23 protein-coding genes are annotated in these 24,419 nt (G+C 73.0%); 17 read left to right on the top strand and 6 right to left on the bottom strand.

Annotation, left to right across the window (positions count from 1 at the left end; translation table 11 throughout):
* Positions 1 to 172: 172 nt before the first annotated feature.
* Together BA175_RS25355 and BA175_RS25350 are read left to right on the top strand one after the other, a co-directional pair.
* Positions 173 to 583: a DUF1992 domain-containing protein gene (locus BA175_RS25355; RefSeq protein ID WP_069173842.1), complete on the top strand. Its 411-nt coding sequence runs from the start codon at positions 173 to 175 to the stop codon at positions 581 to 583.
* 64 nt (positions 584 to 647) lie between these two features.
* The gene (locus BA175_RS25350; RefSeq protein WP_069173841.1) at positions 648 to 1,139 is read left to right on the top strand and encodes a GNAT family N-acetyltransferase; all 492 of its coding nucleotides are present in this window, start codon (positions 648 to 650) and stop codon (positions 1,137 to 1,139) included.
* 53 nt (positions 1,140 to 1,192) lie between these two features.
* On the opposite strand, the gene BA175_RS25345 is transcribed toward BA175_RS25350, so the two are convergent.
* The gene (locus tag BA175_RS25345; protein WP_069173840.1) at positions 1,193 to 1,579 is read right to left on the bottom strand and encodes a VOC family protein; all 387 of its coding nucleotides are present in this window, start codon (positions 1,577 to 1,579) and stop codon (positions 1,193 to 1,195) included.
* Between the two features lie 188 nt (positions 1,580 to 1,767).
* Here BA175_RS25345 and BA175_RS25340 point away from each other — a divergent pair, with 188 nt between their 5' ends.
* Together BA175_RS25340 and BA175_RS25335 are read left to right on the top strand one after the other, a co-directional pair.
* On the top strand, positions 1,768 to 2,304 hold the full coding sequence (locus BA175_RS25340; protein WP_175420933.1) for a cysteine hydrolase family protein: 537 nt from the start codon (positions 1,768 to 1,770) through the stop codon (positions 2,302 to 2,304).
* Positions 2,305 to 2,373: 69 nt separating this feature from the next.
* Positions 2,374 to 2,958 (top strand): DUF6328 family protein, encoded by a 585-nt coding sequence (locus BA175_RS25335; RefSeq protein WP_069174256.1) that lies wholly within the window; start codon positions 2,374 to 2,376, stop codon positions 2,956 to 2,958.
* A gap of 30 nt (positions 2,959 to 2,988) precedes the next feature.
* Here the strand turns inward: BA175_RS25335 and BA175_RS25330 are convergent, their stop codons facing one another.
* The 3 genes from BA175_RS25330 to BA175_RS25320 form a co-directional block, all read right to left on the bottom strand.
* Positions 2,989 to 3,813 carry a VOC family protein gene (locus BA175_RS25330; RefSeq protein WP_069173838.1) on the bottom strand — a complete coding sequence of 275 codons (825 nt, stop codon included), beginning with the start codon at positions 3,811 to 3,813 and terminating at the stop codon, positions 2,989 to 2,991.
* 106 nt (positions 3,814 to 3,919) lie between these two features.
* Complete coding sequence (locus BA175_RS25325) at positions 3,920 to 4,792, bottom strand: cation diffusion facilitator family transporter (RefSeq protein WP_069174255.1); 873 nt, start codon at positions 4,790 to 4,792, stop codon at positions 3,920 to 3,922.
* Positions 4,793 to 4,988: 196 nt separating this feature from the next.
* On the bottom strand, positions 4,989 to 5,330 hold the full coding sequence (locus BA175_RS25320) for a DUF6479 family protein (RefSeq protein WP_069173837.1): 342 nt from the start codon (positions 5,328 to 5,330) through the stop codon (positions 4,989 to 4,991).
* Between the two features lie 88 nt (positions 5,331 to 5,418).
* Here BA175_RS25320 and BA175_RS25315 point away from each other — a divergent pair, with 88 nt between their 5' ends.
* The 8 genes from BA175_RS25315 (at position 5,419) to BA175_RS25280 (ending at position 15,575) form a co-directional block, all read left to right on the top strand.
* Complete coding sequence (locus BA175_RS25315) at positions 5,419 to 6,384, top strand: LLM class F420-dependent oxidoreductase (protein WP_069173836.1); 966 nt, start codon at positions 5,419 to 5,421, stop codon at positions 6,382 to 6,384.
* A 455-nt stretch (positions 6,385 to 6,839) separates the two neighbouring features.
* On the top strand, positions 6,840 to 7,235 hold the full coding sequence (locus BA175_RS25310) for a hypothetical protein (protein ID WP_079159801.1): 396 nt from the start codon (positions 6,840 to 6,842) through the stop codon (positions 7,233 to 7,235).
* A 35-nt stretch (positions 7,236 to 7,270) separates the two neighbouring features.
* Positions 7,271 to 7,837 (top strand): 2Fe-2S iron-sulfur cluster-binding protein, encoded by a 567-nt coding sequence (locus tag BA175_RS25305; RefSeq protein WP_069173834.1) that lies wholly within the window; start codon positions 7,271 to 7,273, stop codon positions 7,835 to 7,837.
* Positions 7,834 to 8,832 carry an FAD binding domain-containing protein gene (locus BA175_RS25300; protein ID WP_069173833.1) on the top strand — a complete coding sequence of 333 codons (999 nt, stop codon included), beginning with the start codon at positions 7,834 to 7,836 and terminating at the stop codon, positions 8,830 to 8,832. The genes BA175_RS25305 and BA175_RS25300 overlap by 4 nt, the downstream gene beginning before the upstream one ends.
* 37 nt (positions 8,833 to 8,869) lie before the next feature.
* On the top strand, positions 8,870 to 10,966 hold the full coding sequence (locus BA175_RS25295; protein ID WP_069173832.1) for a xanthine dehydrogenase family protein molybdopterin-binding subunit: 2,097 nt from the start codon (positions 8,870 to 8,872) through the stop codon (positions 10,964 to 10,966).
* 153 nt (positions 10,967 to 11,119) lie between these two features.
* Positions 11,120 to 11,581, top strand: a complete 462-nt coding sequence (locus tag BA175_RS25290) for an ATP-binding protein (RefSeq protein ID WP_069173831.1) — start codon at positions 11,120 to 11,122, stop codon at positions 11,579 to 11,581.
* A gap of 146 nt (positions 11,582 to 11,727) precedes the next feature.
* Positions 11,728 to 13,146: an NADP-dependent succinic semialdehyde dehydrogenase gene (locus BA175_RS25285; protein ID WP_069173830.1), complete on the top strand. Its 1,419-nt coding sequence runs from the start codon at positions 11,728 to 11,730 to the stop codon at positions 13,144 to 13,146.
* 11 nt (positions 13,147 to 13,157) lie between these two features.
* On the top strand, positions 13,158 to 15,575 hold the full coding sequence (locus tag BA175_RS25280) for a phosphoketolase family protein (protein WP_069173829.1): 2,418 nt from the start codon (positions 13,158 to 13,160) through the stop codon (positions 15,573 to 15,575).
* A 267-nt stretch (positions 15,576 to 15,842) separates the two neighbouring features.
* On the opposite strand, the gene BA175_RS25275 is transcribed toward BA175_RS25280, so the two are convergent.
* Positions 15,843 to 16,958 carry a baeRF3 domain-containing protein gene (locus BA175_RS25275; protein ID WP_069173828.1) on the bottom strand — a complete coding sequence of 372 codons (1,116 nt, stop codon included), beginning with the start codon at positions 16,956 to 16,958 and terminating at the stop codon, positions 15,843 to 15,845.
* A gap of 277 nt (positions 16,959 to 17,235) precedes the next feature.
* The gene (locus tag BA175_RS25270; RefSeq protein WP_069173827.1) at positions 17,236 to 18,060 is read right to left on the bottom strand and encodes an endonuclease I family protein; all 825 of its coding nucleotides are present in this window, start codon (positions 18,058 to 18,060) and stop codon (positions 17,236 to 17,238) included.
* A gap of 241 nt (positions 18,061 to 18,301) precedes the next feature.
* Between BA175_RS25270 and BA175_RS25265 the strand changes: the two genes are divergently transcribed.
* From BA175_RS25265 to BA175_RS25245, 5 genes are all read left to right on the top strand, one after another.
* Positions 18,302 to 18,514 (top strand): hypothetical protein, encoded by a 213-nt coding sequence (locus BA175_RS25265; RefSeq protein ID WP_069173826.1) that lies wholly within the window; start codon positions 18,302 to 18,304, stop codon positions 18,512 to 18,514.
* 59 nt (positions 18,515 to 18,573) lie between these two features.
* Positions 18,574 to 19,731 carry a methyltransferase gene (locus BA175_RS25260; protein WP_069173825.1) on the top strand — a complete coding sequence of 386 codons (1,158 nt, stop codon included), beginning with the start codon at positions 18,574 to 18,576 and terminating at the stop codon, positions 19,729 to 19,731.
* A 310-nt stretch (positions 19,732 to 20,041) separates the two neighbouring features.
* Entirely contained in the window at positions 20,042 to 22,300 is a 2,259-nt protein-coding gene (locus BA175_RS25255; RefSeq protein WP_069173824.1) for a serine/threonine-protein kinase, read from the top strand.
* 61 nt (positions 22,301 to 22,361) lie between these two features.
* Positions 22,362 to 23,945, top strand: a complete 1,584-nt coding sequence (locus tag BA175_RS25250; protein WP_069173823.1) for a phytoene desaturase family protein — start codon at positions 22,362 to 22,364, stop codon at positions 23,943 to 23,945.
* Entirely contained in the window at positions 23,902 to 24,408 is a 507-nt protein-coding gene (locus tag BA175_RS25245) for a substrate-binding domain-containing protein (protein ID WP_368073325.1), read from the top strand. The genes BA175_RS25250 and BA175_RS25245 overlap by 44 nt, the downstream gene beginning before the upstream one ends.
* Positions 24,409 to 24,419: the final 11 nt, after the last annotated feature.

Genomic DNA, 24,419 nt, shown 5'->3' with positions numbered 1-24,419 from the left:
CCCTGCACAGCCTTCGGCATCACCGGCGCGCGCCGTCCGCGAACGCGCGCCTGCCCGGCACCGGGGCGACAGGGGTGCACCAGGCACGGGGGAGTCGTGGTGCCTCCCGTACCGTGGTATGTGGCCCCGGCCGTAACCCGCCGCCGGGGAGGCGTTCCGAAGGAGGTACGCGGTGACCGAGCGCAAGCCGGCCGGCGTCAGCTTCGAGTCCTGGGTGGACCAGCAGATCCAAGCGGCCGAACAGCGTGGTGACTTCTCCGCCCTGCCGGGCTTCGGCAAACCGATCCCCGGCCTCGATCGCCCGTACGACGAGGCGTGGTGGATCAAGGAGAAGATGCGGCGTGAGGGCCTCTCGGTGCTCCCGCCCTCCCTCACGCTGCGCAAACAGGCGGAGGACGGCCGGGAGGAGGCCTCCTGTGCCCGGTCCGAGGCCGAGGTCCGGCGCATTCTCACCGAGGTGAACGAGAAGATCCGGACGGCCCTGCTGAGGCCGCCGGAGGGGCCGCCGCTGAATCTTGTCCCCTTCGACATCGAAGCCGCCGTGGCCGAGTGGCACGCGCGCGGGCGCGCGGACGGAAACTGACCGGCGCGGGCCACGGCACCCCTCGCGCGTCGGCGCGGCCCCTGCGATGCGTAATACTCCTTCCATGAGATCGAGCATTACGAAGGTGCGCGGCGCCGGGCGGGGCGAGGTGCGGGTGCGGCGGGCCGTGGCGCGGGACGGCCGGCGGCTCACCCGTCTGGTCACCGGGTCACGCGCCTACGAGGGCCCCTACGCGCCGATGGTCGCGGGGTACAGGGTCGGCCCGGACTACATCGAGACGCACCGGGTCTTCGTCGCCGTGGACGCGCAGGACCGGGTGCTCGGCTTCTACGCACTGGTCCTGTCCCCGCCGGAACTCGACCTGATGTTCGTCGGCGACGAGGCCCAGGGGCTGGGGATCGGCCGGCTGCTCGTCGGCCACATGCGGGAGGAGGCGCGGCGGGCGGGTCTGGCCGCGGTGCGCGTCGTCTCGCATCCCCCGGCCGAAGGCTTCTACCGCAGTGTGGGTGCCCGGCGCACCGGTACGGTCGCGGCCGCCCCGCCCGCGGTGATGTGGGACAGGCCCGAACTCAGCCTCACGACCGACGGTCCGTGAGCGGGGCGGTCCCACCGGTCACCCGGCCGGCCCACCCCGCACCCGCGGTCCCGCTACGACCAGCCGCCGTAGGGACGGGTGATGAGTTCCATCCCGTGCCCGCTGGGGTCGGGGAAGTACACGCCGCGGCCGCCGTCGTTGTGGTTGATCTCGCCGGGGTGCTTCATGTGCGGATCGGCGTAGTACGCGGTGCCCTGCGCCTTGATGCGCTCGAAGGCCGAGTCGAACTCCGCCTCCGAGATGAGGAACGCGTAGTGCTGCGCGGTGATCGATTCATCCGGAACGGTCGCGAAGTCCAGCGTGACCCCGTTCGCCAGGACGAGCGGGATGAAAGGTCCCCATTCCCTTCCGGGGGTGAGGTCCAGAACGTGCGCCAGGAACTCCGCGGACTCGCGGTTGTCCCGGCAGTGGATGATGGTGTGATTCAACTCGACGGACATGGTGGAATGCCTCCAACAGGCATCTCACGGGCTACCTCCACGCCTCACCCGGCCGGTGACCGACGCGCGATGCCGTGATCCGATCCTAAGGGCTGTCCGGGCGCGTCGAGGGCCCGGACCGGCACGCGACGGCGGCCGCCGGGCCTCCCCGCGTGGTGAACGCGCCGGTGAATGCCACCATGGAGGACATGGGCAAGCGCGCCGTCATCGTCATCGACATGATCAACAGCTACGAGCACCCCGACGCGGATCTGCTCCTCCCGTCGGTCGGCCGGGTCACCCCCGCGATCGCGAGACTGATCGCCCGGGCCAGGGCGGAGAAGGTGCCCGTGATCTACGTCAACGACAACTTCGGGGAATGGCGTTCCCACCACGGCGAGATCGTGGACCAGGCCCTCGCCGGCGCCCATCCGGAACTCGTCGAGCCGGTGAGGCCCGACGACTCCTCCCTCTTCGTGGTGAAGGCCAGGCACTCGGTCTTCTACGAGACGCCGCTCGCCTACCTCCTGAACCAACTGGACGTGGACCACGTCGTCCTGTGCGGCCAGGTGACCGAGCAGTGCGTCCTCTACTCCGCACTCGACGCGCACATCCGGCATCTCGGGGTCACCGTCCCCGAGGACGCCGTGGCCCATATCCACGCCGACCTCGCCCAGGCGGCGCTGGTAATGATGCGGCGCAACATGGGGGCGGAGATCTCGACGGTGGACACCGTCGAGTTGTGACCGAGCGGGATTCGCGCACCGGCCGCGGGGCACGAGTACCACCTCGTGTACGACGTGGTGGAGGGACCGATGGCACACATACCGGCGGACGGCAGTGAGAAGGACGGGGCCGGGCGGCCCGGGGTGAACCCGGTCAGCGGCCGACGCGAGACGGAGGAGGAGCGCGCGGACCGACGGTGGGGCGATCTGCTCCAGGAACTGCGCGTGGCCCAGACCGGTGTGCAGATCCTCTTCGGCTTCCTGCTCGCCGTCGTCTTCCAGCCCCGCTTCGCCGAACTCTCGGCCACCGACCGCACCATCTACGTCGTGACCGTCATGCTCGGGTCCGGGACGGCCGCCGCTCTCATCGGGCCGGTGTCCTACCACCGGCTGCTCACCGGGCGGCGGATGAAACCGCAGACGGTCACCTGGGCCTCGCGCATGACGAAACTCGGGCTCGGACTTCTCTTCTGCACCATGTGCAGCGCCCTCCTGCTCATCATGAGGGTGGCGCTGCACAACGCGGTGGCCCTGTGGCTGGTCGGCGCGATGGCCCTGTGGTTCCTGGCCTGCTGGTTCGGGTTCCCCCTGTGGGCCCTCGTCCGGGGCGACGGCCGGGAGCCCGGCCGGGAGGACCGGAACACCCGCGACGAGGACGGTCCCGGCCCGTCCTGACACGCGGCGCCCCCGGACGGCCGGGCTTCCTCAGTCGTCCGAGTCCGCGGGACTTCGTACGTCCGTCACGGTGAACAGCCCACCGTCCGGGTCACGCAACGTCGCCTCGCTGCCGTGCGGAACCGCGCGCCGCTCCATCACCACGCCGCCGTGCCGCTCCGCCGCCGCGACCGTCGCCGCCACGTCGGCCACCGGGAACTGCACCTGCCAGTGCGGGCGCACCACCGGGTCGGGGGCGGCCTCCACCGCCCCGGAGCTGATCCGGGCCAGTGGACGCCCGTCGCAGCGCACGAGCACCTCGTCGCGCACGTACGCCACGTCGCACCCGCCCGGCTCGCCGCTCGCCCAGTCGAGCACCTCGCCGTAGAAGATGGCGGCGTCGAAGGCGTCCCGGGTGCGCAGTCTGAGCCAGGCGTGCGCCCGGTGGCCGGACGGCGAGAGGGAAGCGGCCCGGCCCGTCCACTCCCAGACACCGAAGGACGCGCCGTGGCGGTCGGCGGCGAGCACCGCCCGCCCCGGCCCGACGGTCAGAGGCCCCACGGCCACCGTGCCGCTGCGCTCGCGGATACGGGCCGAGGCGACGTCGGCGTCGCGGACGGAGAAGTACGGGGTCCAGGCCACCGCCACCTGGTAGGCGGACGCGACCGCGCCGATGCCCGCCACCGGCACGCCCTCGGAGCGGGCCATGGTGAAGTCCTTGCCCAGGGGGGCCGGGCGGAAGGTCCAGCCCAGGACGGAGCCGTAGAAGCGTTGCGCCGCGCCCAGTTCGTGGGTCACCAGATGGACCCAGCAGGGGGCGGTGGCACCCGTCAGAGGCGCCGGCTCCGGCGCGGTCCGCGGTTCGTCAGCGGTCATGGTCCCACTGCCTCTTGTTCGCTCTTGCGGCACGACTTCTTCCGTGCCGCGGGGCCAGGACCAGCCTCCGGCGCTCCTCCGCCTCCCGCAACACGCGGGGTGGCGTTCACACGCCACCCCGCGGGGGAGCGTTCGTGATGTCCAGGAAGATGTGCTCGGCCTCCGGCCACGTCCGGGCCATCGACTGCTTGATCCGGACGGAGAACCGCTCGATCTCCTCACTGTCGATCCCGGGTGCCAGGTCGATCCTTGCGGCCACCAGCACCGAGTCGAGGCCCAGCCCCATGGTGAAGAGGGCGGCGACATTGTCGATCTCCGCCTGGGCCGCGAGGAACGTCTGCACGTTGCGGCGCAGCCCGGCGTCGGCGGACTCCCCGATCAGCCGGTCGCGGGCGTCCCTGCCGAGCCGGAAGGCGACGTAGACGAGCAGCAGGCCGATCGCCAGGGAGGCCGACGCCTCCCACACCACGTTCCCGGTGACCAGGTGCAGGATCATCCCGGCCATGGCGAGCGCCACTCCCAGCACCGCCGTACCGTCCTCGGCTATCACCGTGCGCAGGGCCGGGTCGCGGGCGCCGTCCTTCTCCCCCCGCAGCTGGAGCAGGGCGCGGACCAGGGAGCCCCCCTCGGCGAGGAAGGCCACGCCGAGGACGATCAGCCCCACCGTGTACCCCTCGGGGGACTCCTGTTCGGTCCGGCTCAGTGCCTCGACGCCCTGGAAGAACGAGAAGCAGCCCCCCACGACGAAGATTCCCACAGCCGCCAGCAGCGACCAGAAGTACCGCTCCTTGCCGTACCCGAAGGGGTGACGGCTGTCGGGAGGCCGGCGGCTGCGCCGCAGGGCGGCCAGGAGGAAGACCTCGTTCACGCTGTCCGCCACGGAGTGGGCGGCCTCCGAGAGGAGGGCGGGGGAGCCGGAGAGGAGACCGCCCACGGCCTTGGCCGCCGCGATCACGATGTTGGCCGCCAGAGCGACCAGAACGGTGACGCGGGTCCGGCGGTCCGACTTCTGCCGCTCCTTGTGCTCCCCGGTCTCATGGTCCTTCGCCTGCCGGTGGACGGCGGAGCGCCCGGGAGCGGGCGTCCGGTCCCGTTCTGTGACGGGCCCGGACGGCTCCCCCGTGCCGGCCGCCGGGCGGCGTGCCGGTATGCCACCCGTGTCGGTCGTATCGGAATCAGTCACGTCGCTGATCGTCCTCCGGCGGCGGGATCACCTCGTTGCCACGTTCACCGAGTTCGTACGGCGTGAGGGCCCGGCCGTTCTCCGGGAAGTGGTCGTCCGAGCCGTGCCGGCCGCTCTCGCGGATCTCGGTCCGGTGTGCCGGACGCTGCGGCTGCTCCTCGGGGCGCGGGGGCCGTGACTCCTTGTCACGGCGCCTCATCCCGAACCAGAAGCCCCCGATCAGCAGCAGCACCACGCACACTCCGATGATGCCGATGATCACGCCGACCGCGCCCGGCCCCCCGCTACCACCGGTGGAGGCGAGCGATTCCCTTGCTGCGTTCGTTACGTCCATGCATGGCGCATACCCCGGACACCCGCGTGCAGACAGCCATTGACATGAATTCATGTTTTATGGCGATGTAACGGTAAAAGAGTTTCGCATGGTTCGAATTGGCTACACGATGATGACCGAGCAGTCCGGCCCTCGCGCACTCGTCCAGGACGTGGTGGCGGCGGAGGAGGCCGGCTTCGACTTCTCCGTCACCTCCGATCACTACTTCCCCTGGCTCGCTTCCCAGGGACACGCCCCCTATGCCTGGTCCGTGCTGGGCGCGGCCGCCCAGGCGACGTCCAGGATCCCCCTGATGACGTACGTGACCTGCCCGACCACGCGCTACCACCCCGCCGTGGTCGCCCAGAAGGCGGCGACGCTCCAACTCCTCTCCGAAGGCCGATTCCGCCTCGGGCTCGGCTCCGGCGAGAACCTCAACGAGCACGTCGTGGGCGCGGGATGGCCGACGTCCCGAGTACGGCTGGAGATGCTCGAAGAGGCCGTGGAGATCATCCGGGCCCTCTTCGACGGCGGCAGTGTCAGCCACCACGGCACCCATTTCGACGTGGAGAACGCCCGGCTCTGGGACCTGCCCGAACAGCGCGTGCCCATCGGCATCGCGGTCTCCGGGCCGAAGTCGTGCGACCTCGCCGGACGGCTGGGTGACCTGGTGATCGCCACCGAGCCGGAGAGCGGCCTGCTGGACGCGTTCGACCGGCAGGGCGGCGCCGGGAAGCCCCGCGTCGGCCAGGTACCCGTCTGCTACGACCCCGACCGGGACGCCGCGATCGCCCGCGCCCACGACCAGTTCCGCTGGTCGGTCGGCGGCTGGAAGGTCAACTCCGAACTGCCCGGCCCCGCGGGCTTCGAGCAGGCGACCCAGCACGTCCGCCCGGAGGACATCGCCGACGCCGTCCCGTGCGGCGACGACGTCGACACGTTCGTGGACGCCGTCCGCGCCTACAGTGACGCGGGCTTCACCGAGGTCGCCCTGGTCCAGGTGGGCGGAGCGCATCAGCAGCCCTTCATCGACTGGGCCAGGAGCACGCTCCTCCCCGCGCTGCGCGAACTCTGAGGACCGCCCCGCACTCCACGGCGGGCGCGCGGCGTCGGCCACGGCACCGTGCCGCGTTGTCGGAATGTCCCCGTGCGTCGCGTTCGCGGACGACCCTCCGCCGTGCGAGGCCCCGGCATCCGACGCCGCGCGCCGGCCCACCGGGAACTGCGGGACACCCCTTGGGGCACGTCCCCGGCAGATCCGCGCCCGGCGATGCCCGCGCACACCCGGGGTCGCGCGGTCGGCGCAGTCCCGGTACACCCGGTAGCAGGCCGTCCCGCCCTCCGCCGTGCGCGCGTACGGAGCCGGACGCCACCGGGCGCACGGTGCTCCTCCGCGGACCCACCCGGCCCCGCGGTCCCCGGCTCGTGTCGCCGGGACGCGGTCGTGGGGTCAGCCTGGAGGGAATCCCCCGGACCCGGGTGGGAACGCGAGGGGAGTACGCGATGCGCTCCCCACGGAAAGGAACCAGCGTGAACACCACGCCCGAGCAGACACAGGGACACCAGGAGAGGGGCGACGTCGTCGTGGCGGTCACCGGCTGCCCCAAGGAGGACGCACGGACCGTGTTCGACGTGCTGAGCCGCTCCTTCGCCTCCGACCGGCCGGAGGGGGACGCGCCCGAGGACGCTTCCCCGGAGCGCCCGACCGTGTGGACGGCGACCGTCGACGTCACCGAGCCGGGGACCGGCGCCGAACCCGCCCGCCTGTCCACCCCGGTGACGGTGGAGGCGCAGGGCGGTTACTGGGCCGTCGGCCGCCTCCGCGAGCACCTCGCGGACGCCTTCGCCGTCCGGGTCGTGGGAACCGCCGCCGGAGACCAGGAACAGGAGGTCAGGCTGCGGCTGGAGAGCCACCGCGCCGCGTGACGCCCGCACGACCGGACCCCGGAAGGTACACGCACATGGACCCCACCCCCGCCGGGCGCGGCACCGCCGCACCGGCTCCGGCCGACGACCGCTCGACCCTCACCCTCCACGTCAACGGCACCGCCCGGACCCTGACCCTCGACCACCGCACCACCGTCCTGGACGCGCTGCGCCAACACCTCGGGCTGACCGGCGTGAAGAAGGGCTGCGACCACGGACAGTGCGGCGCCTGCACCGTGCTCGTCGACGGCCGGCGCGCCAACAGCTGCCTGCTTCTCGCCGTCGCTCACGACGGCGCCCGCGTCACCACCGTCGAAGGCCTCGCGGACGGCGACCGGCTGCACCCCCTCCAGGCGGCCTTCCTGGAGAGGGACGCCCTGCAGTGCGGGTACTGCACCCCGGGGCAGATCTGCTCGGCTGCCGGCATGCTCGACGAGGCGGCGGCCGGATTCCCGTCCCACGTCACCCCACCGACGGCGGACGTCCCCGTCGGGCCCGCACCGCTCGGTGCGGACGAGATCCGCGAACGGATGAGCGGCAACCTCTGCCGGTGCGGCGCCTACCCCCACATCGTCCGGGCGATCGAGGACGTGGCCCCGTGAAACCCTTCGCCTACCTGCGCCCCGCCTCCGTCGCCGAAGCCGTCCGGGTGAGCGCCGCGACCCCCGGAGCCCGGTTCCTCGGGGGCGGCACCAACCTCGTCGACCTGATGAAACTCGGGGTGGAGACGCCCGGGCTGGTCATCGACGTCAGCCGGCTCCCGCTGGACCGCGTGACCCGGACGGACGACGGCGGCCTCCGGATCGGCGCCACCGTACGCAACAGCGACCTCGCCGCCCACCCCGACGTCCGAGCCGACCACCCCGCCCTGTCCCAGGCGCTGCTCGCCGGGGCGTCCGGGCAGCTCCGCAACACCGCCACCACCGGCGGGAACCTCCTCCAACGCACCCGCTGCCCGTACTTCCAGGACATCACCAAGCCCTGCAACAAACGCGACCCCGGCAGCGGCTGCCCGGCCCGCGAAGGGGCGCACCGCGACCTCGCCGTGCTCGGTCACTCGCCGCACTGCGTCGCGACCAACCCCTCGGACATGGCGGTCGCCCTCGCGGCGCTCGACGCCACCGTCCTGCTGCACGGGCCCGAGGGCGAACGAGCGGTGCCCGTGACCGACTTCCACCGGCTGCCCGGAGACAACCCCGACCAGGACACCGTCATCAGGCCGGGGGAGCTGATCACCGAGGTGGTGCTGCCACCCCCTCCCGACGGGGCGGTGTCCCTGTACCGCAAGGCCCGCGACCGCGCCTCGTACGCCTTCGCGCTGGCCTCGGTCGCCGCGGTGCTCGCGGTGCGCGACGGCCGCGTCGCCCACGTGTCGCTCGCCTTCGGCGCGCTCGCCCACCGCCCGTGGCGGGCCCGGGCCGCCGAGGACGTCCTGCGCGGGGCGACCGCCGACCGCGAGACCTTCGCGCGGGCGGTGGAGGCGGAGCTCGAAGCCGCCAGGCCCCTGCGCGACAACGGCTTCAAGGTGGATCTCGCCCGCCGTACGGCCTTCGGCGCCCTGACCGAACTCGCCTCCCGGGCCGCACCGAACGACTGAACCGCCGCACCCCACCGACGATCCGAGGACCACCGCCATGAGCCACGCACCCCAGCCGCTGGGCGCGCCCGTCGTCCGCCGCGAAGGCCGGGAGAAGGTCACCGGCGCCGCCCGCTACGCCGCGGAGCACGCCCCGCCCGGCTGCCTGTACGGCTGGATCGTCCCGGCCGCGGTGCCCAAGGGCCGCGTCACGGCGGTCCGTACCGCCGAGGCGCTCGCCCTGCCCGGTGTACACACCGTCCTGACCCCGGACAACGCACCCCGGCTGGAGGAACCCGACGACCCGGTCCTCGCCGTCCTCCAGAACGACCGGGTGCCGCACCGGGGCTGGCCCGTGGCGCTGGTCCTGGCCGAAAGCCTCGAGGCGGCCCGTGAGGGCGCCGACGCCGTCGAGGTCGAGTACGGGACCACCGACCACGACGTCGTGCTCACCGGGGACCACCCGGGCCTCTACACGCCGGAAAAGGCCAACGGCGGATACCCGGCGGTCCGTGAACGCGGCGACTTCGACGGCGCGTTCGCCGCCGCGCCCGTACACATCGACGCGACGTACACGCTCGGCGGGCTCCACAACCACCCGATGGAACCGCACGCCTCCACCGCTGTCTGGGCCGACGGGCACCTGACCGTCCACGACTCCAGTCAGGGGTCCACCGTCGTGTGCGAGAGCCTCGCCCAGATCCTCGGGATCGACCGGGACCGGATCACCGTCGTCTCCGAGCACGTCGGTGGCGGATTCGGTTCCAAGGGCACACCGCGCCCCCAGGCCGTCCTGGCGGCGATGGCCACCCGCCACACCGGCCGCCCGGTCCAGCTCTCCGTGCCCCGGCGCTTCATGCCCGCGCTCGTGGGTCACCGCGCCCCGACCGTGCAGCGGGTGCGGATCGGAGCCGACCGCGACGGAGTGATCTCCGCCCTCGCGCACGAGATCGCCACCCACACCTCGACCGTCAAGGAGTTCGTCGAGCAGGCCGCCGTACCCGCCCGCGTGATGTACTCCTCCCCCCACAGCCGCACCGTCCACCGGGTCGTCCCGCTGGACGTCCCCAGTCCCTCCTGGATGCGCGCCCCGGGGGAGGCCTCCGGGATGTACGCACTGGAGTCGGCCATGGACGAACTCGCCTGTGCGCTGGGGCTCGATCCCGTCGAGCTGCGCCTGCGCAACGAACCGGCGGACGAACCCGACAGCGGCCGCCCGTTCAGCAGCCGCAACCTCACCGCCTGCCTCGACGAAGGGGCTCGGCGCTTCGGCTGGTACGACCGGGACCCCGCCCCCGCCTCCCGCCAGGAGGGGCCCTGGCTGCTCGGCACGGGGGTCGCCTCGGCGACGTACCCCGTACTCCTCTCGCCGTCCGCGGCCCGCGCCCACGCCGCTCCCGACGGCTCGTACCGCATCGGTGTCAACGCCACCGACATCGGCACCGGCGCCCGCACCGTCCTCGCGCAGATCGCCGCCTCCGCGCTGGGTACGGCGCAGGAGAACGTCCGGATCGACATCGGCAGCAGCGACCTGCCCCGGGGCTCCGTGGCCGGCGGGTCCTCGGGCACAGCGTCCTGGGGAACGGCGGTGCACAGGGCCGCCACCGCCCTGGCCGGCCGCCTCGCCGCGTACGACGGACCGCTCCCGGCGGAGGGCGTCACCGCCACGGCCGACACCACGCAGGAGGCGGCGCAGAAGTCCCCGTACGCACGCCACGCCTTCGGCGCCCACTTCGCGGAGGTGGCGGTCGACTCCGTCACCGGCGAGGTGCGGGTACGCAGGCTGCTCGGGGTCTACGCCGCCGGACGCGTCCTCAACTCCCGCACCGCACGCTCCCAGTTCCTCGGCGGCATGGTCATGGGAATCGGCATGGCCCTCACCGAGGGCAGCACCATGGACCCGGCGTACGGGGACTTCACCGAACGGGACCTGGCCTCCTACCACGTGCCCTCCTGCGCCGACGTCCCCGACGTCCAGGTCCACTGGATCGACGAGGAGGACCCCCACCTCAACCCCATGGGCAGCAAGGGCCTCGGCGAGATCGGCATCGTCGGGACGGCCGCCGCCATCGGCAACGCCGTACGGCACGCGACCGGCGCCCGGCTCCGCAGCCTGCCCCTCACACCCGACAAGGTGCTGCCCTACCTGCCGTGATCCGCGGCGGGGCGCGCTCCTCGGTTGCGCGACCGGCGCACCCGGGTCACCCTGATGAGTGACCCATGTGTGATGACTGCTCACGCTTCGTGTTCGGGGGTCGCTGGTTCAACGGGGTGAAGCATGTGGGCCTCGCGATGAGGAGCCCTGACGATGACCGTTCCACTCGACCGGCACTACCAGGTCGAACTGCAGGTGTCCGCCGAGCGCGTTTCCCAGCTCCGGCGCATAGTCGCCGCGCACCTTCGCCACTGGAGTCTCGATCTGCACGTCCGGCCGGTGTGCCGGGCGGCGGAGGAGCTCCTGAGCAACGTCCGCAGGCACGTGGGCGACGACAGCACGTGCGTCGTCGAGCTGCGCTGGACCGGCCGGCACCTCACGGTGTCCGTGGCCGACCGCGGACCGCGCATGCCCCGACTGCTCAGCGGCGGTGGCGGCGGCCTCAGCCGGGTGATGGCCCTCAGCGACAGCTGGGGCACCTGCCGGACCACCGACGGCAAGGTCGTCTGGTTCACGCGCTACGCCCCGTCGCCGCACACCACCGGACTGCTGCCGCGTGCGCCGCTGCCCGCGGGCGACGTGTTCCGCACCCGGCCGGCCGCCGAACTCGTCTGAGGAGCCGCCGGCGACCCGGCCGGCGCGGAAGGCGTACGACCCGTACGCATGATCCGCGTCGGCCGGGTACGTGTGCACGGGGGCCGCGTTGCGCGGCGGAGCGTGGCGCGGCACGGTCGAAGAACCGATGCAAGGAGGCCACACCCATGCCCATCGCGACGGTCAATCCCGCGAACGGCGAGACACTCAAGACGTTCGACGCACTGGACGAGCAGGAGATCGAGCGCAGGCTCGACGCCGCCGACCGTGCGTTCCGCCGCTACCGCACCACCGGCTTCGACGAGCGGGCCCGCCTGCTGAACCGGGCGGCCGACCTCCTCGACGAGGACCGGCGGAGCATCGCCCGCACCATGACCACCGAGATGGGCAAGACGGTCGCAGCCGCCCGCGCGGAGGCCGCCAAGTGCGCCAAGGCCATGCGCTGGTACGCGGCGAACGCCGAGCGGCTCCTCGCCGACGAGCACCCCGCGGACGCCGACGTGAAGGACTCCGGCGCCGCACGGGCCCGTGTCCACTACCGCCCGCTGGGACCGGTCCTCGCCGTCATGCCGTGGAACTTCCCGCTCTGGCAGGTCATGCGCTTCGCCGCGCCCGCGCTCATGGCCGGCAACACCGGCCTGCTCAAGCACGCCTCGAACGTGCCGCAGACCGCCCTGTACCTCGAGGACCTGTTCACCAGGGCCGGATTCCCCGCCGGCTGCTTCCAGACCCTGCTCGTCGGGTCGAGTGCCATCGAGGCGATCCTGCGCGATCCCCGGGTCGTCGCGGCGACGCTCACCGGCAGCGAGCCGGCCGGCCGCTCCGTCGCGTCCATCGCGGGCGACGAGGTGAAGAAGACCGTGCTCGAACTGGGCGGCAGCGACCCCTACCTCGTCCTGCCCTCGGCGGACGTGGGCCGGGCCGCGGAGACAGCGGTGACCGCCCGCACCCAGAACAACGGACAGTCGTGCATCGCGGCCAAGCGCTTCATCGTCCACACCGACGTGTACGACGACTTCGCCGAGCGGTTCACCGCCAGGATGCTCGCCCTGAGCGTCGGCGACCCCATGCAGGAGACCACCGACGTGGGCCCGCTCGCCAGCGAGCAGGGCCGCGCGGACCTGGAGGAGCTCGTCGACGACGCCGTGGGCAAGGGGGCCACCGTCCTGTGCGGAGGCGGCAGGCCGCAGGGGCTGGGCCGCGACCTGGAGCGCGGATGGTTCTACAGTCCGACCGTCCTCACCGGCATCACCCCCGCCATGCGCATCCACCGGGAGGAGAGCTTCGGCCCCGTGGCCACGCTCTACCGCGTCGCGGACCTCGACGAGGCCGTGGAACTCGCCAACGACTCCACCTTCGGGCTCAGTTCCAACGTCTGGACGCGGGACGCGGCGGAGATGGAGCGGTGCGTACGCGACCTGGAGGCGGGCGGTGTCTTCTTCAACGGCATGACGGCCTCCCACCCCGCCCTGCCCTTCGGGGGAGTGAAGCGCTCCGGGTACGGCCGGGAGCTGGCGGGGCACGGCATCCGCGAGTTCTGCAACGCCACGACCGTCTGGTACGGGCCCGAACCGGACGCCCGCTAGGAGAGACGCCGATGACCGACGCCCCCGCCCCGTCCGCGACTCCCGCCCCCTCGACGGTTCCACCAGCCGCCTCGGCCCTGTCCGACACGGAACTCGCTGCGCTCGACGCCCACTGGCGCGCCGCCAACTACCTCGCCGTCGGGCAGATCTACCTGATGGCCAACCCGCTCCTGACGCAGCCCCTGGCCCCGGAGCACATCAAGCCGCGCCTGCTGGGGCACTGGGGAACCTCACCCGGGCTCAACCTCGTCCACACCCACCTCAACCGGGTGATCAAGGAACGCGGCCGGAAGGCCCTCTGCGTCTGGGGCCCGGGCCACGGCGGACCGGCCGTGCTCGCCAACTCCTGGCTGGAGGGCAGCTACTCGGAGACGTACCCCGACGTCAGCCGGGACGCGGCCGGGATGGCCGCACTGTTCCGGCAGTTCTCCTTCCCCGGCGGGGTGCCCAGCCACGTCGCCCCCGAGACCCCCGGCTCCATCCACGAGGGCGGCGAGCTCGGGTACGCGCTCACCCACGCCTACGGTGCCGCCTTCGACCATCCGGAGCTGCTCGTCGCCTGTGTGATCGGCGACGGCGAGGCCGAGACGGGACCGCTGGCCGCGTCCTGGCACTCCAACAAGTTCCTCGACCCCGTCAACGACGGAGCCGTCCTGCCCATCCTGCATCTCAACGGCTACAAGATCGCCAACCCCACGGTGCTCGCCAGGCTCCCCGGGGACGAACTCGACGCCCTCCTGCGCGGCTACGGACACGACCCCGTCCACGTCGAGGGGGACGACCCCGCCACGGTCCACCGCGCGCTCGCCGCCGCCCTCGACCTCGCCCTCGACCGCATCGCCGCGTACCAACGGGCGGCCCGAGCCGACGGAGCGACCGAACGCCCGCGCTGGCCGATGATCGTGCTCCGCACCCCCAAGGGCTGGACCGGCCCCCGCGAGGTCGACGGACTGCCCGTCGAGGGCACCTGGCGCGCCCACCAGGTACCGCTGTCCGGGGTCCGGGACAACCCCGACCACCTGCACGCACTCGAGACCTGGATGCGCTCCTACCGGCCGGAGGAGCTCTTCGACAGCGCGGGCCGGCCGACGGCACAGGTCCTGCGCTGGGTCCCCGAGGGCACGGCCAGGCTCGGCGCGACCCCGTACGCCAACGGCGGGCTGCTCCTGCGCGACCTGCCGGTCCCTCCGCTCGAGGACCACGCCGTCCGGGTCGACCGCCCCGGTACGGTCCTGCACGAGCCCACCCGCGTGCTGGGCGGCCTGCTGGAGGACGTCATGGCGGCCACCGAAGGGCGCAGGGACTTCCGCGTCGTCGGCCCGGACGAGACCGCCTCCAACCGCCTCGACGCGCTCTACCGGGCCAGCGGCAAGGCCTGGCAGGCCGGGACCCTCCCCACCGACGAGCACCTCTCCCGGCACGGCCGGGTGATGGAGGTGCTCTCCGAGCACCTCTGCCAGGGCTGGCTGGAGGGCTACCTCCTCACCGGACGCCACGGACTGTTCTCCTCGTACGAGGCCTTCGCCCACATCGTCGACTCGATGGTCAACCAGCACATCAAGTGGCTGCGCACCTCGCGGCGGCTGGCCTGGCGGCGGCCCGTCGCGTCCCTGAACTACCTGCTCACCTCGCACGTCTGGCGCCAGGACCACAACGGCTTCTCGCACCAGGACCCCGGCTTCGTCGACCACATCCTCAACAAGAGCCCCGAGGTCGTGCGGGTCTACCTGCCGCCGGACACCAACACCCTGCTCTCCACCGCCGAGCACGTGCTCGGCAGCCGCGACTACGTCAACGTGGTCGTCGCCGGCAAACAGCCGAGCTTCGACTGGCTCACGCTGGACGAGGCCCGCGCCCACTGCGCGCGCGGAGCCGGGGTGTGGGAGTGGGCGGGCACCGACGACGGAAGCCGGGAACCCGACGTCGTACTCGCCTGCGCGGGGGACGTGCCGACCCTGGAGACCGTCGCCGCGGCAGGCCTGCTGCGGAAGCACCTGCCGGAACTCGCCGTGCGCGTGGTCAACATCGTCGACATGACACGGCTGCTGCCGAACGGGGAGCATCCGCACGGCATGCCGGACGCGGAGTACGACGCCCTCTTCACCCGGGACAAGCCGGTGATCTTCGCGTACCACGGTTATCCGTGGCTGGTGCACCGGCTCGCGTACCGGCGGGCCGGCCATCCGCATCTGCATGTGCGGGGCTACAAGGAGGAGGGCACGACCACCACCCCCTTCGACATGGTTCTCCGCAACGACCTGGACCGCTACCGGCTGGTCATGGACGTGACCGACCGGGTGCCGGGGCTGGGCTCCCGGGCCGTCGCCGTACGCCAGGCGATGGCCGACGTCCGCACCCGCCACCACGCCTGGATCCGGGAACACGGCACGGACCTGCCCGAGGTGGCCGACTGGTCCTGGGAGGGCTGAGCCCGGAGGGCAGCGGCCGGCCCCGCCCCCGCGGGCCGGCCCTCGGGGTGCGGGGCTCCCGGCCGGGCCGGTCCGGCCCGCCGCCCGGAGCCTGGCGGGTGACCTGGGACCGTACAGCGGACGCGGTCCGGTGCGTGCGATTCCAAGGCGCCGGAAGGCCCTCGTAGCGGAGCTACGTGGGCGTTTCGGCAACGCGGGAAGCGTGCGTGCCGGGGCGTGGCCGCTCGGCCGGAGGTCACCCGCCAGGCTCTCAGGCGGCACGCGGCGTCAGAAGCGCAGGGCCGCCGCGATGCGGTCGTGGCCGGCGAGCGAGTCGTCGGCGGTGAACACCACCTCACAGCCGCTGTCGAGCGCCGCCTCGACGAGTTCGTCGACGATGTCCTCACGGACCTCGCCGTCCGCCGCCGTCACCTGGGACGGGTCCACCGGCTCCAGATGCCCCTCGGTCACCCGGACCGTCCGCTGGAAGTGCTCCTCGACCGCGACCAGACCGGCCCGGCCCTCACGGACGGCGGCCCACACCTCGTCGAGACCGCCGGCGAAGGAGCGGCTGCTGCGGGCGTTGTCGAGCCTCTCCCGGACCCGTGCCGCGGACTGCGCCCGCCACTCGTCGAGGGCGGGGCGCAGGTCCTTGAGAAGCTCGGGCGCCGTCGTCTCCGCGGTCGTGCCCTTCGCGACCCGGGCGACGGCGGAGCCGCAGCACCCGCCCGCCTCGTCGAGCAGGGCGAGCGCGGGAGCGAGGCCGACCAGGAACAGCGGCCGCGGGTCGGCCGCCAGCACCCCGCGCATCTTCTCGTCGACCCCCCGCATGAACTGGCGCGCGTCCTCGCTGCTGTAGGTGCTCGGGGTGTCGCCGATGCGCTCCTCGCGCTGCGGGTTGGGCTCCTCGTGCGGCGCCGTCATCGGGAATCCGCCCGTCCGCTCGGCGTGCAGGCCCTCGTGGGTCCCCGACCAGAGCGCCGCGTACTCGGCGGAGAAGCTGAGCACCCGGAACAGCTGGGAACGCGCCTTGGCGGCGACCAGGTTGCGGGTCAGGTAGCTGTCGCTCAGTACCACCCGTTCGGGTGTGGTCCGCGGCAGGCGCCAGATCTGGTACTCGTCCGTGTCCGCGAGGATGACCAGGGCGTCCAGGGCCCGGCGCTGGTCCACGTCGGCCACCGCCCGGTCGAGCTGCGCCTTGACGGCGGTCCGCGCCTCGTGGGTGACCCGCGGGTCGGCCTCCAGCCGGCTGCCCGCCTCCGCCACCAGATTGCGCAGCCGCACCGCGTCCTGGACGTTGTCCGGCGCCCGGCGGTGGGTCGGCATCGTCAGGGACAGGGCCGGATAGGGCCTGGTCGCTCGAAGTTCCCGCAACAGTCCGGCGGTCAGGGCGTCCGTATCCATCGTTCCCTCCTGGAGGGCTCGGGGTCCGCGGTGCCGGAGGCCCGCTCCCGGAGTGGGCGTGGCCGTTCGACGAGTCAATTCATACCGTTTGATCCTAGGGTGGGCGAATTATTCGGTGCTCGCTCGGAGACGGGTGCGAGATGCACGGTCCGGGCTTCTCGCATCGCCGGCCGGTGCGCGGGGCGGCCGGACGCCTCCGGCGGCGGACGGGCGCCGGCACGGAGCCGTGCCGGCGCCCGTCCGGGCGCTGAGCGCGGGCCCTGGCCGGGCCGCGTCCCTACCAGATGGCCTCGACCCATTCCGGGTGGTCGATGAACGGGTTCCGGTTGTGCTGGTAACGGTCGAATATGACGTCGTTGCGGTTCCGCTCGAAGCTGTCCGGCGGGTCCTCCTGGCTCCACTGCTTCAGCACCGAGAGCCGCCCCATGTACGGGGCGGAACCGTTGCTCACCCTGTCGTTCGGCTCGAGGTCCGCGAAGGCGTCGTCGCCCTCGTACCGCACGGCCATGTAGAGGATCATCCGGGCGACGTCCCCCTTGACCGCGTCGCGCGGTTCGAAGGAGTCGCTGTCGGTGTAGTTGCCGGGCGCGCCCGTCACGGCGCTGCCGCCGTTGTCGAAGTCCTTGTTGCCGCGGATCGAGTTGACCTGGACGTCCGCGGGCCGCAGGTGGTGGATGTCGGTGCCGGGCCCCGTCGCCGTACCGAAGTCGCCGTGCGACTTGGCCCAGACGTGCTCCCGGTTCCAGTCGCCGACGTCGCCTCCGTTGGCGGTCTTGGCCTGCGAACGCCCGGTGTAGAGGAGGATCACGTGGGAGGAGTCGGCCGGGTCCTCGTCGGTGGCCTTGAGGGCCTCCCAGACCTGGCTGTAGCTGAGCGTGCTCTGCTTGCTGATGATGGTGTGCAGCGAGCTCTTGAGGGCGGTGCCGGTCTTGCCCAGGGCGTTCTGGTAGTACGTGTCGTCCAGGCCGGTGAGGGTGGTGGCGGAGGCGGCCGGGGTGGCGGCCGGTGCGGCGGGGGCGGTGGCCGCGAGACCGGTGAGCAGAGCGATCGAGGCGGCTGTGGTGAGGAGTGGACGCGCGTAGATACGGCGGCGACCGGACATGGGGGTGTCCTCTCGGATGTTCCGGCGGCAGTTCCCCCGCCCCGCGCACCTCCGCGGGACGGCCTCGCGACCGCCGGACGGCGGCTGATGAGCCCGGAGCCTTCCACACGCAGGGTGCCGGCATGTGAACGTTGCGTATTTATCATGTGCAAGTCAAGTGACGCCCTGAGGGGCCCGGTCCGGTCTCGGATGCGGTGACGCCACCCCGGCGCGAGAATTGCCGCAAGGACGAGGAGGCGGTATGAGCGAAGAGCCCGAATCCCTATCCGTATCCGGACCGGAAGTGCGGGAGGTCACCCCCGACCGTCTGCTGCACACCGGCGGCAACGATCAGCCCACCGCGGAGGACCTGGTGCTGGCCTCCGGCCGGGACCTGAACCCGGAGAACCTGCGATGGGCGGAGCGCAGGCTGGCCGAGGAGGGCAGGTCGGCCATCGACAAGCGCCTTCCGTAGGCCCCTGGGCGGGGAACGTGCGAGGCGCTCCCCGCCCGCTCGGTTAGCCTGAACGCAACATGAACCGACTGACGACGCCCCAGGGTGGGTTCGACCTCGCCCGCCATCCCGAGAGCCCGCGCGACCCGTTCCGAGCGTGGGACGCCGCCGACGAGTACCTGCTGAACCGGCTGGCGGGCGGCGAGGGGAGCGAACAGGTCGGCCTGACGGGCACCGTGGCCGTGGTCGGCGACCGCTGGGGCGCCCTGACCACCGCGCTAGCCGCGCACCGCCCCGTGCAGATCACCGACTCGTACCTCGCGCAGCGCGCCACCCTGGCCAACCTGGCTCGCAACGGCTTCCCCCCGGACTCCGTGCGGATGCTCTCGGTGCGCGACACCCCGCCGGAGCGCGTCGACGTCCTGCTCGTACGGGTGCCCAAGAGCCTCGCGCTCCTGGAGGACCAGCTGCACCGGCTCGCCCCCGCCGTCCACGCGGGAACCACCGTCCTCGGGACCGGCATGGTGAAGGAGATCCACACCTCCACCCTCAAGCTCTTCGAACGCGTGCTCGGGCCGACCCGGACCTCGCTCGCGGTCAAGAAGGCGCGGCTCATCCACTGCACCCCCGACCCTGCGCTGCCCCGGGTCCCGAGCCCGTGGCCGTACCGCTACGACCTGCCGGGGGACATCGGCCCGGTCTCCGGACGGACCGTCACCAACCACGCCGGGATCTTCTGCGCCGAGCGGCTGGACATCGGCACCCGCTTCTTCCTGAAGCACCTGCCCGGACGGACGGGCCCCGACCGGGTGGTGGACCTCGGTTGCGGGAACGGCGTCGTCGGCACGTCCGTCGCGCTCGCCAACCCGCAGGCGTCGCTCACCTTCATCGACGAGTCGTACCAGGCGGTCGCCTCCGCGGAGGAGACCTTCCGGGCCAACGCGGGGGCGGACACCGAGGCGCGGTTCGTGGTAGGCGACGCGATGGCGGACGTGCCCCCGGCCGGCGTGGACCTGGTCCTCACCAACCCGCCCTTCCACTCCCACCAAGCGGTCACGGACGCCACCGCCAGGAACATGTTCCACGGTGCGAAGGCGGCACTGCGCCAGGGCGGCGAACTGTGGGTCGTCGGCAACCGGCACCTCGGTTACCACACGCAGCTGCGCCGGATGTTCGGTAACTGCACCACCGTGGGGGGCGACCCGAAGTTCGTCGTCCTGCGGGCCGTCAAGCGCTGACCCGGCGACGACCTCCCGCGCGAGCCCTCCGGTCCGTTCCCGCGGGCCCCGGCGCTCGCCGACGGGTCGCTGCCCCGGACGCGCACGGGCTGTACGGCGGGCCCGCCCCACCCCCGGGCGGTCGGCCGCCGCCTGCGCGCCCCGGGGCCCCGCCGTGCCGCCTCGGGCCGCCCGGCCGCCTCGCGAGGGCGATGCGCGGATCGCGCCCGGGCACGGCCCGGCCCCGTACAAACTCCGCAGACGGGGCGCCATACTGGACGGGCCGGGGAGGGTGCAGCAGCAGGCGATGTGACGGGGGCGACAACAGGCGATGGCGGACACCAGGCTGATCCAGAGCCGGTACCGGCTGCTCGATCTCATCGGGCGCGGCGGGATGGGTGAGGTGTGGAGGGCCCGCGACGAGTCCCTGGGGCGGCACGTCGCCGTCAAATGCCTCAAGCCGACGGGCCCCCAGCACGACCGTTCCTTCACCCGCGTCCTGCGGGAACGCTTCCGCCGCGAGGCGCGGGTGGCCGCCGCGCTCCAGCACCGGGGCGTCACCGTCGTCCACGACTTCGGCGAGTCCGACGGCCTCCTCTACCTCGTCATGGAACTGCTGGAGGGGCGCAACCTCAGTGAGCTCCTGGCGGACAACGAGCAGCACCCCCTGCCGGTGCCCGACGTCGTCGACATCGCCGAACAGGTCGCCGACGCCCTCGGTTACACCCACCGGCAGGGCATCGTGCACCGCGATCTCAAGCCTGCCAACATCATGCGGCTCGACGACGGCACCGTGAAGATCTGCGACTTCGGTATCGCCCGGCTCGGCCACGACGCCGGCTTCACCTCACGCCTCACCGGCACCGGCATCGCGATGGGAACCCCGCACTACATGTCGCCCGAGCAGATCAGCGGCGGGGAGGTCGACCACCGCAGCGACCTCTACTCCCTGGGCTGTGTGCTCTACGAGATCGCCACCGGCGTCCCCCCGTTCGACCTGGACGACGCCTGGGCCGTGCTCGTGGGACACCGCGACACCCAGCCCGAACCTCTGCGCAGTCACCGTGCCGAACTCCCCGGCTTCTTCGACCGGGTCGTCCTCGACCTGCTCGCCAAGGCGCCCGAGGAACGGCCGTCCGACGCGGGCGACCTGCGGCAGCGCCTCGCGCTCGGCCGGACCGGCGAGCAGCCCGCCGCCGGGGGGACCGGGCGGGTACGGCCCGCCCCCGTCGCCGCGGGGCCGCCGCTGCCGTCGTGGACCCGCGACATGACCACGGGACGCAAGGCGACCGGCACGGCCCGCTCGCTCCCGCCCGCCGTCGACCTCACGGCCGGGCTGACCGGCGCGTGGACGACCGGGACCGCGCTGCCGGCCCGCACGGGCGGCCTCCCCGCCGTCGCGGCCCCGTGGCTCCCGGCGTCCGCCGGACAGGCCGCCCCCTCGCCCGACCTGCTCTCCACCCTGTCCGGCCGGCACAGTGCGGGCCTCGACCTCGCACGCCTCGGCCACTGGGAGGAGGCGGGGGAGGTTCACCGTACGGTCGCCTCCCTGCGCGAGGAGGCGCTCGGACCCGACCACCCCGACACCCTGGCCAGCCGCTACGAGGTCGGCTTCACCCTCAGCCGCACCGGGCGTCCGGCGGAGGCCCTCCGCGAGTTCGGCCGGGTGGCCGAGGGCCGCGAGCGCACCCTGGGGCCCGACCACCCGGAAACCCTCGCGGCCCGGCAGGAGACGGCGTACGTCCTCGGTCAGCTCGGCCGGCACTTCGAGGCCCACCAGGTGTACGCGGCGGTCCTCGCCTCCCGGGTCCGCTCCATGGGGCCGGACCACCCGGACACCCTGCGCTGCCGTCACAACCTCGCCTTCAACCTCAGCAGGCTGGGACGGCTCGAGGAGTCGTACGCCATGGCCCGCGAGGTCGCCGAGGCCCGCGGCCGGCTGCTCGGCGAGGGCCACCCGGACACGCTGGTCACCCGGTACGAGGTGGCCTACACGCTCGGCCGGATGGGCCGCTGGGCCGAAGCCCTGCAGACCTACCGCGAGGTCGCGCGGGCGCGCGCCCTCACGCTCGGCCCCGACCACCCCGACACCCTGTCCGCCCGCTACGAGGTCGGCATCGGTCTCGGCCGGCTGGGCCGCAGCGCGGAGGCGCTGGAGCTGTACCGCACGCTGGTCGCGGACCGCACCCGGGTGGACGGGCCCACCGATCCGGAGACCCTGCGCGCCCGGCACGGCCTCGGGGTCAACCTCGGACGGACGGCCCGCTGGGAGGAGGCGCTCGCCGAGGCCCGCGAGGTGTGCGCGATCCGCGAACGCACCCTGGGCCCCGACCACCCCGACACGCTCGTCAGCCGCCGCGAGGTGGCCGTCGGCCTCGGCTGGCTCGGGCGGTGGGCCGAGGCGCTCACCGACTACCGGCGCGTGGCCGAAGCCCGTGAGCGTGTGCTGGGGCCCGACCACCCGGACACCCTCGCCGGGCGCAACGACGAGGCACACTGCCTGGAACAGCTCGGCCGCGGTACCGAGGCCGTCGACCTGTACCGGCGGGTCGCGGCCCTGCGCGGCCACCCCGGCACCCCGCAGCTCTGACGGGATGTCACCACGGCCCCGCAGTCTGGCCACCCGTGATCGTCCCGTGCTACCAAGGGGCATGTCCGCAGACGAGAGCCGCCCGTACGGCAGGCCCGCGCACGACAGCTACGACGCGGTCGTCGTCGGCGGCGGCCACAACGGCCTGGTCGCCGCCGCCTACCTCGCCCGCGCCGGGCAGTCCGTCCTCGTCCTGGAACGCCTCGGCACCACCGGCGGGGCCGCCGTGTCGACGAGCCCCTTCCCCGCCGTGGCCGCCCGGCTGTCCCGCTACTCCTACCTCGTCTCCCTGCTCCCGCGGAAGATCGTCCGCGACCTCGGCCTCGACTTCGCCGTACGCGGGCGCCCCGTCTCCTCCTACACCCCGGCCGTGCGCGGCGGGCGGCCCACCGGCCTGCTCGTCGGCGGGAACGCGGAGGCGACCCGGGCGTCCTTCGCCGCGCTCACCGGCGGCGACCGCGAGTACGAGGCGTGGCAGCGCTTCTACGGCATGACCCGGCGGGTCGCCGAGCGCGTCTTCCCCACGCTCACCGAGCCGCTGCCGGACCGGACGGCCCTGCGGGCGCTGATCGACGACCCCGCCGCCTGGCGCTCGCTCTTCGAGGAGCCCATCGGCGTGGCCGTCGAGGAAAACTTCACGGACGACCTCGTTCGCGGAGTCGTGCTGACCGACGCGCTGATCGGCACGTTCGCCGACGCCCACGACCCCTCGCTGGTTCAGAACCGCTGCTTCCTGTACCACGTGATCGGCGGCGGCACGGGGGACTGGAACGTCCCGGTCGGCGGGATGGGCGCGCTCACCGACGCGCTGGCCGCGGCGGCCCGGGCGGCCGGCGCCGAGATCCGCGTACGGCACGAGGCGACCCGTATCGAGACGGACGGGACACGGGCAGAGGTCACGGTGCGCGCGGGCGGGGCGGACCACGTCGTCGCGGCCCGCCGGGTCCTGGTGAACGCGTCGCCGAGGGCGCTCGCGACGCTCCTCGGGGAGAGCCCTCCCACACCGCCCGCCGAGGGCGCCCAGCTGAAGGTGAACATGCTGCTCACCCGGCTGCCCCGGCTGCGCGACCGCTCGGTCGACCCGCGCGTGGCCTTCGCCGGGACGTTCCACATCGCCGAGGGGTACGGGCAGCTCGCGGACGCCTACCGGGAGGCGGCGGCGGGCCGGCCGCCCGCCGCGCCGCCGTCCGAGATCTACTGCCACTCGCTGACCGACCCGTCGATCCTCGGCCCCGCGCTCGCGGCCCGCGGCTACCAGACCTTCACCCTCTTCGGTCTGCACACGCCCGCACGGCTCTTCGCGGCGGACAACGCGGGGACGCGCCGCGCACTCCTCGCGGCCACGCTCGCCGAACTCGACTCCCACCTGGAGGAGCCGGTCACCGACTGTCTGGCGCGCGACGGGAACGGCGAGCCGTGCATCGAGGCGAAGACCCCCCTCGACCTGGAGAGCGAACTGCGGCTGCCCGGCGGCCACATCTTCCACCGCGACCTCGCCTTCCCGTACGCCACCGGGGAGACCGGCCGCTGGGGGGTGGAGACGGCGCACGCCAACGTCCTGCTGTGCGGGGCGGGAGCGGTGCGCGGCGGGGGAGTGAGCGGTGTGCCCGGCCACAACGCCGCCATGGCGGCGCTGGGCCGGTGACCGCGGCCGGCTACCGGCCGAACACCTCCCGCAAGGCGGCGATCTTGCGCGGCAGGTCGTACTCCGCGCCGCCCTCGTGCCCGTTGTACGTGAACACCTCGATCTGGTACGACCGGACCCGCCCCGGGGATTCGTCGCGATCAACGACATGTGCGCGATCGGTATCTGCCGGGGCGTCAGGGGCGCCGGTCTCACCGCCGGCCGGGACGTCTCCGTGGTCGGCTTCGACGACATCCTGCTCGCCGATCTCTTCGAACCGCCGCTCACCACCGTCCGCCAGCCGCTCCCGGAGATGGCGGCCGAGACCTTCCAGCAGCTCAGGGCCCGGATCGACGCCGCGCCCTCGGCCGGACGGTCCCTGCTGATCAGGCCCCGGCTGGTGGTGCGGGAATCGACGGCGCAGGCACCCGCCCCCGGTCCGGCCCTCGCCGCGACGGGAGCGGCCCTCCCCGCTGCGCGCTGAGGGCGGAGGGC

Origin of the sequence: Streptomyces griseus (assembly GCF_001715295.1) — a bacterium.
GTDB classification, from domain to species: domain Bacteria; phylum Actinomycetota; class Actinomycetes; order Streptomycetales; family Streptomycetaceae; genus Streptomyces; species Streptomyces griseus_G.
The sequence above is the reverse complement of the archived record's forward strand: the minus strand, read 5'-3'. Positions and strand labels throughout refer to the sequence as shown.

Coding starts and splice junctions, on each gene's coding strand:
- BA175_RS25260 (WP_069173825.1), top strand. CDS start 18,574: ATGAACCGACTGACGACGCCCCAGGGTGGGTTCGACCTCGCCCGCCAT.
- BA175_RS25315 (WP_069173836.1), top strand. CDS start 5,419: ATGGTTCGAATTGGCTACACGATGATGACCGAGCAGTCCGGCCCTCGC.
- BA175_RS25275 (WP_069173828.1), bottom strand. CDS start 16,958: ATGGATACGGACGCCCTGACCGCCGGACTGTTGCGGGAACTTCGAGCG.
- BA175_RS25350 (WP_069173841.1), top strand. CDS start 648: ATGAGATCGAGCATTACGAAGGTGCGCGGCGCCGGGCGGGGCGAGGTG.
- BA175_RS25280 (WP_069173829.1), top strand. CDS start 13,158: ATGACCGACGCCCCCGCCCCGTCCGCGACTCCCGCCCCCTCGACGGTT.
- BA175_RS25285 (WP_069173830.1), top strand. CDS start 11,728: ATGCCCATCGCGACGGTCAATCCCGCGAACGGCGAGACACTCAAGACG.
- BA175_RS25340 (WP_175420933.1), top strand. CDS start 1,768: ATGGGCAAGCGCGCCGTCATCGTCATCGACATGATCAACAGCTACGAG.
- BA175_RS25345 (WP_069173840.1), bottom strand. CDS start 1,579: ATGTCCGTCGAGTTGAATCACACCATCATCCACTGCCGGGACAACCGC.
- BA175_RS25295 (WP_069173832.1), top strand. CDS start 8,870: ATGAGCCACGCACCCCAGCCGCTGGGCGCGCCCGTCGTCCGCCGCGAA.
- BA175_RS25265 (WP_069173826.1), top strand. CDS start 18,302: ATGAGCGAAGAGCCCGAATCCCTATCCGTATCCGGACCGGAAGTGCGG.
- BA175_RS25255 (WP_069173824.1), top strand. CDS start 20,042: ATGGCGGACACCAGGCTGATCCAGAGCCGGTACCGGCTGCTCGATCTC.
- BA175_RS25320 (WP_069173837.1), bottom strand. CDS start 5,330: ATGGACGTAACGAACGCAGCAAGGGAATCGCTCGCCTCCACCGGTGGT.
- BA175_RS25335 (WP_069174256.1), top strand. CDS start 2,374: ATGGCACACATACCGGCGGACGGCAGTGAGAAGGACGGGGCCGGGCGG.
- BA175_RS25250 (WP_069173823.1), top strand. CDS start 22,362: ATGTCCGCAGACGAGAGCCGCCCGTACGGCAGGCCCGCGCACGACAGC.
- BA175_RS25305 (WP_069173834.1), top strand. CDS start 7,271: ATGGACCCCACCCCCGCCGGGCGCGGCACCGCCGCACCGGCTCCGGCC.
- BA175_RS25290 (WP_069173831.1), top strand. CDS start 11,120: ATGACCGTTCCACTCGACCGGCACTACCAGGTCGAACTGCAGGTGTCC.
- BA175_RS25270 (WP_069173827.1), bottom strand. CDS start 18,060: ATGTCCGGTCGCCGCCGTATCTACGCGCGTCCACTCCTCACCACAGCC.
- BA175_RS25330 (WP_069173838.1), bottom strand. CDS start 3,813: ATGACCGCTGACGAACCGCGGACCGCGCCGGAGCCGGCGCCTCTGACG.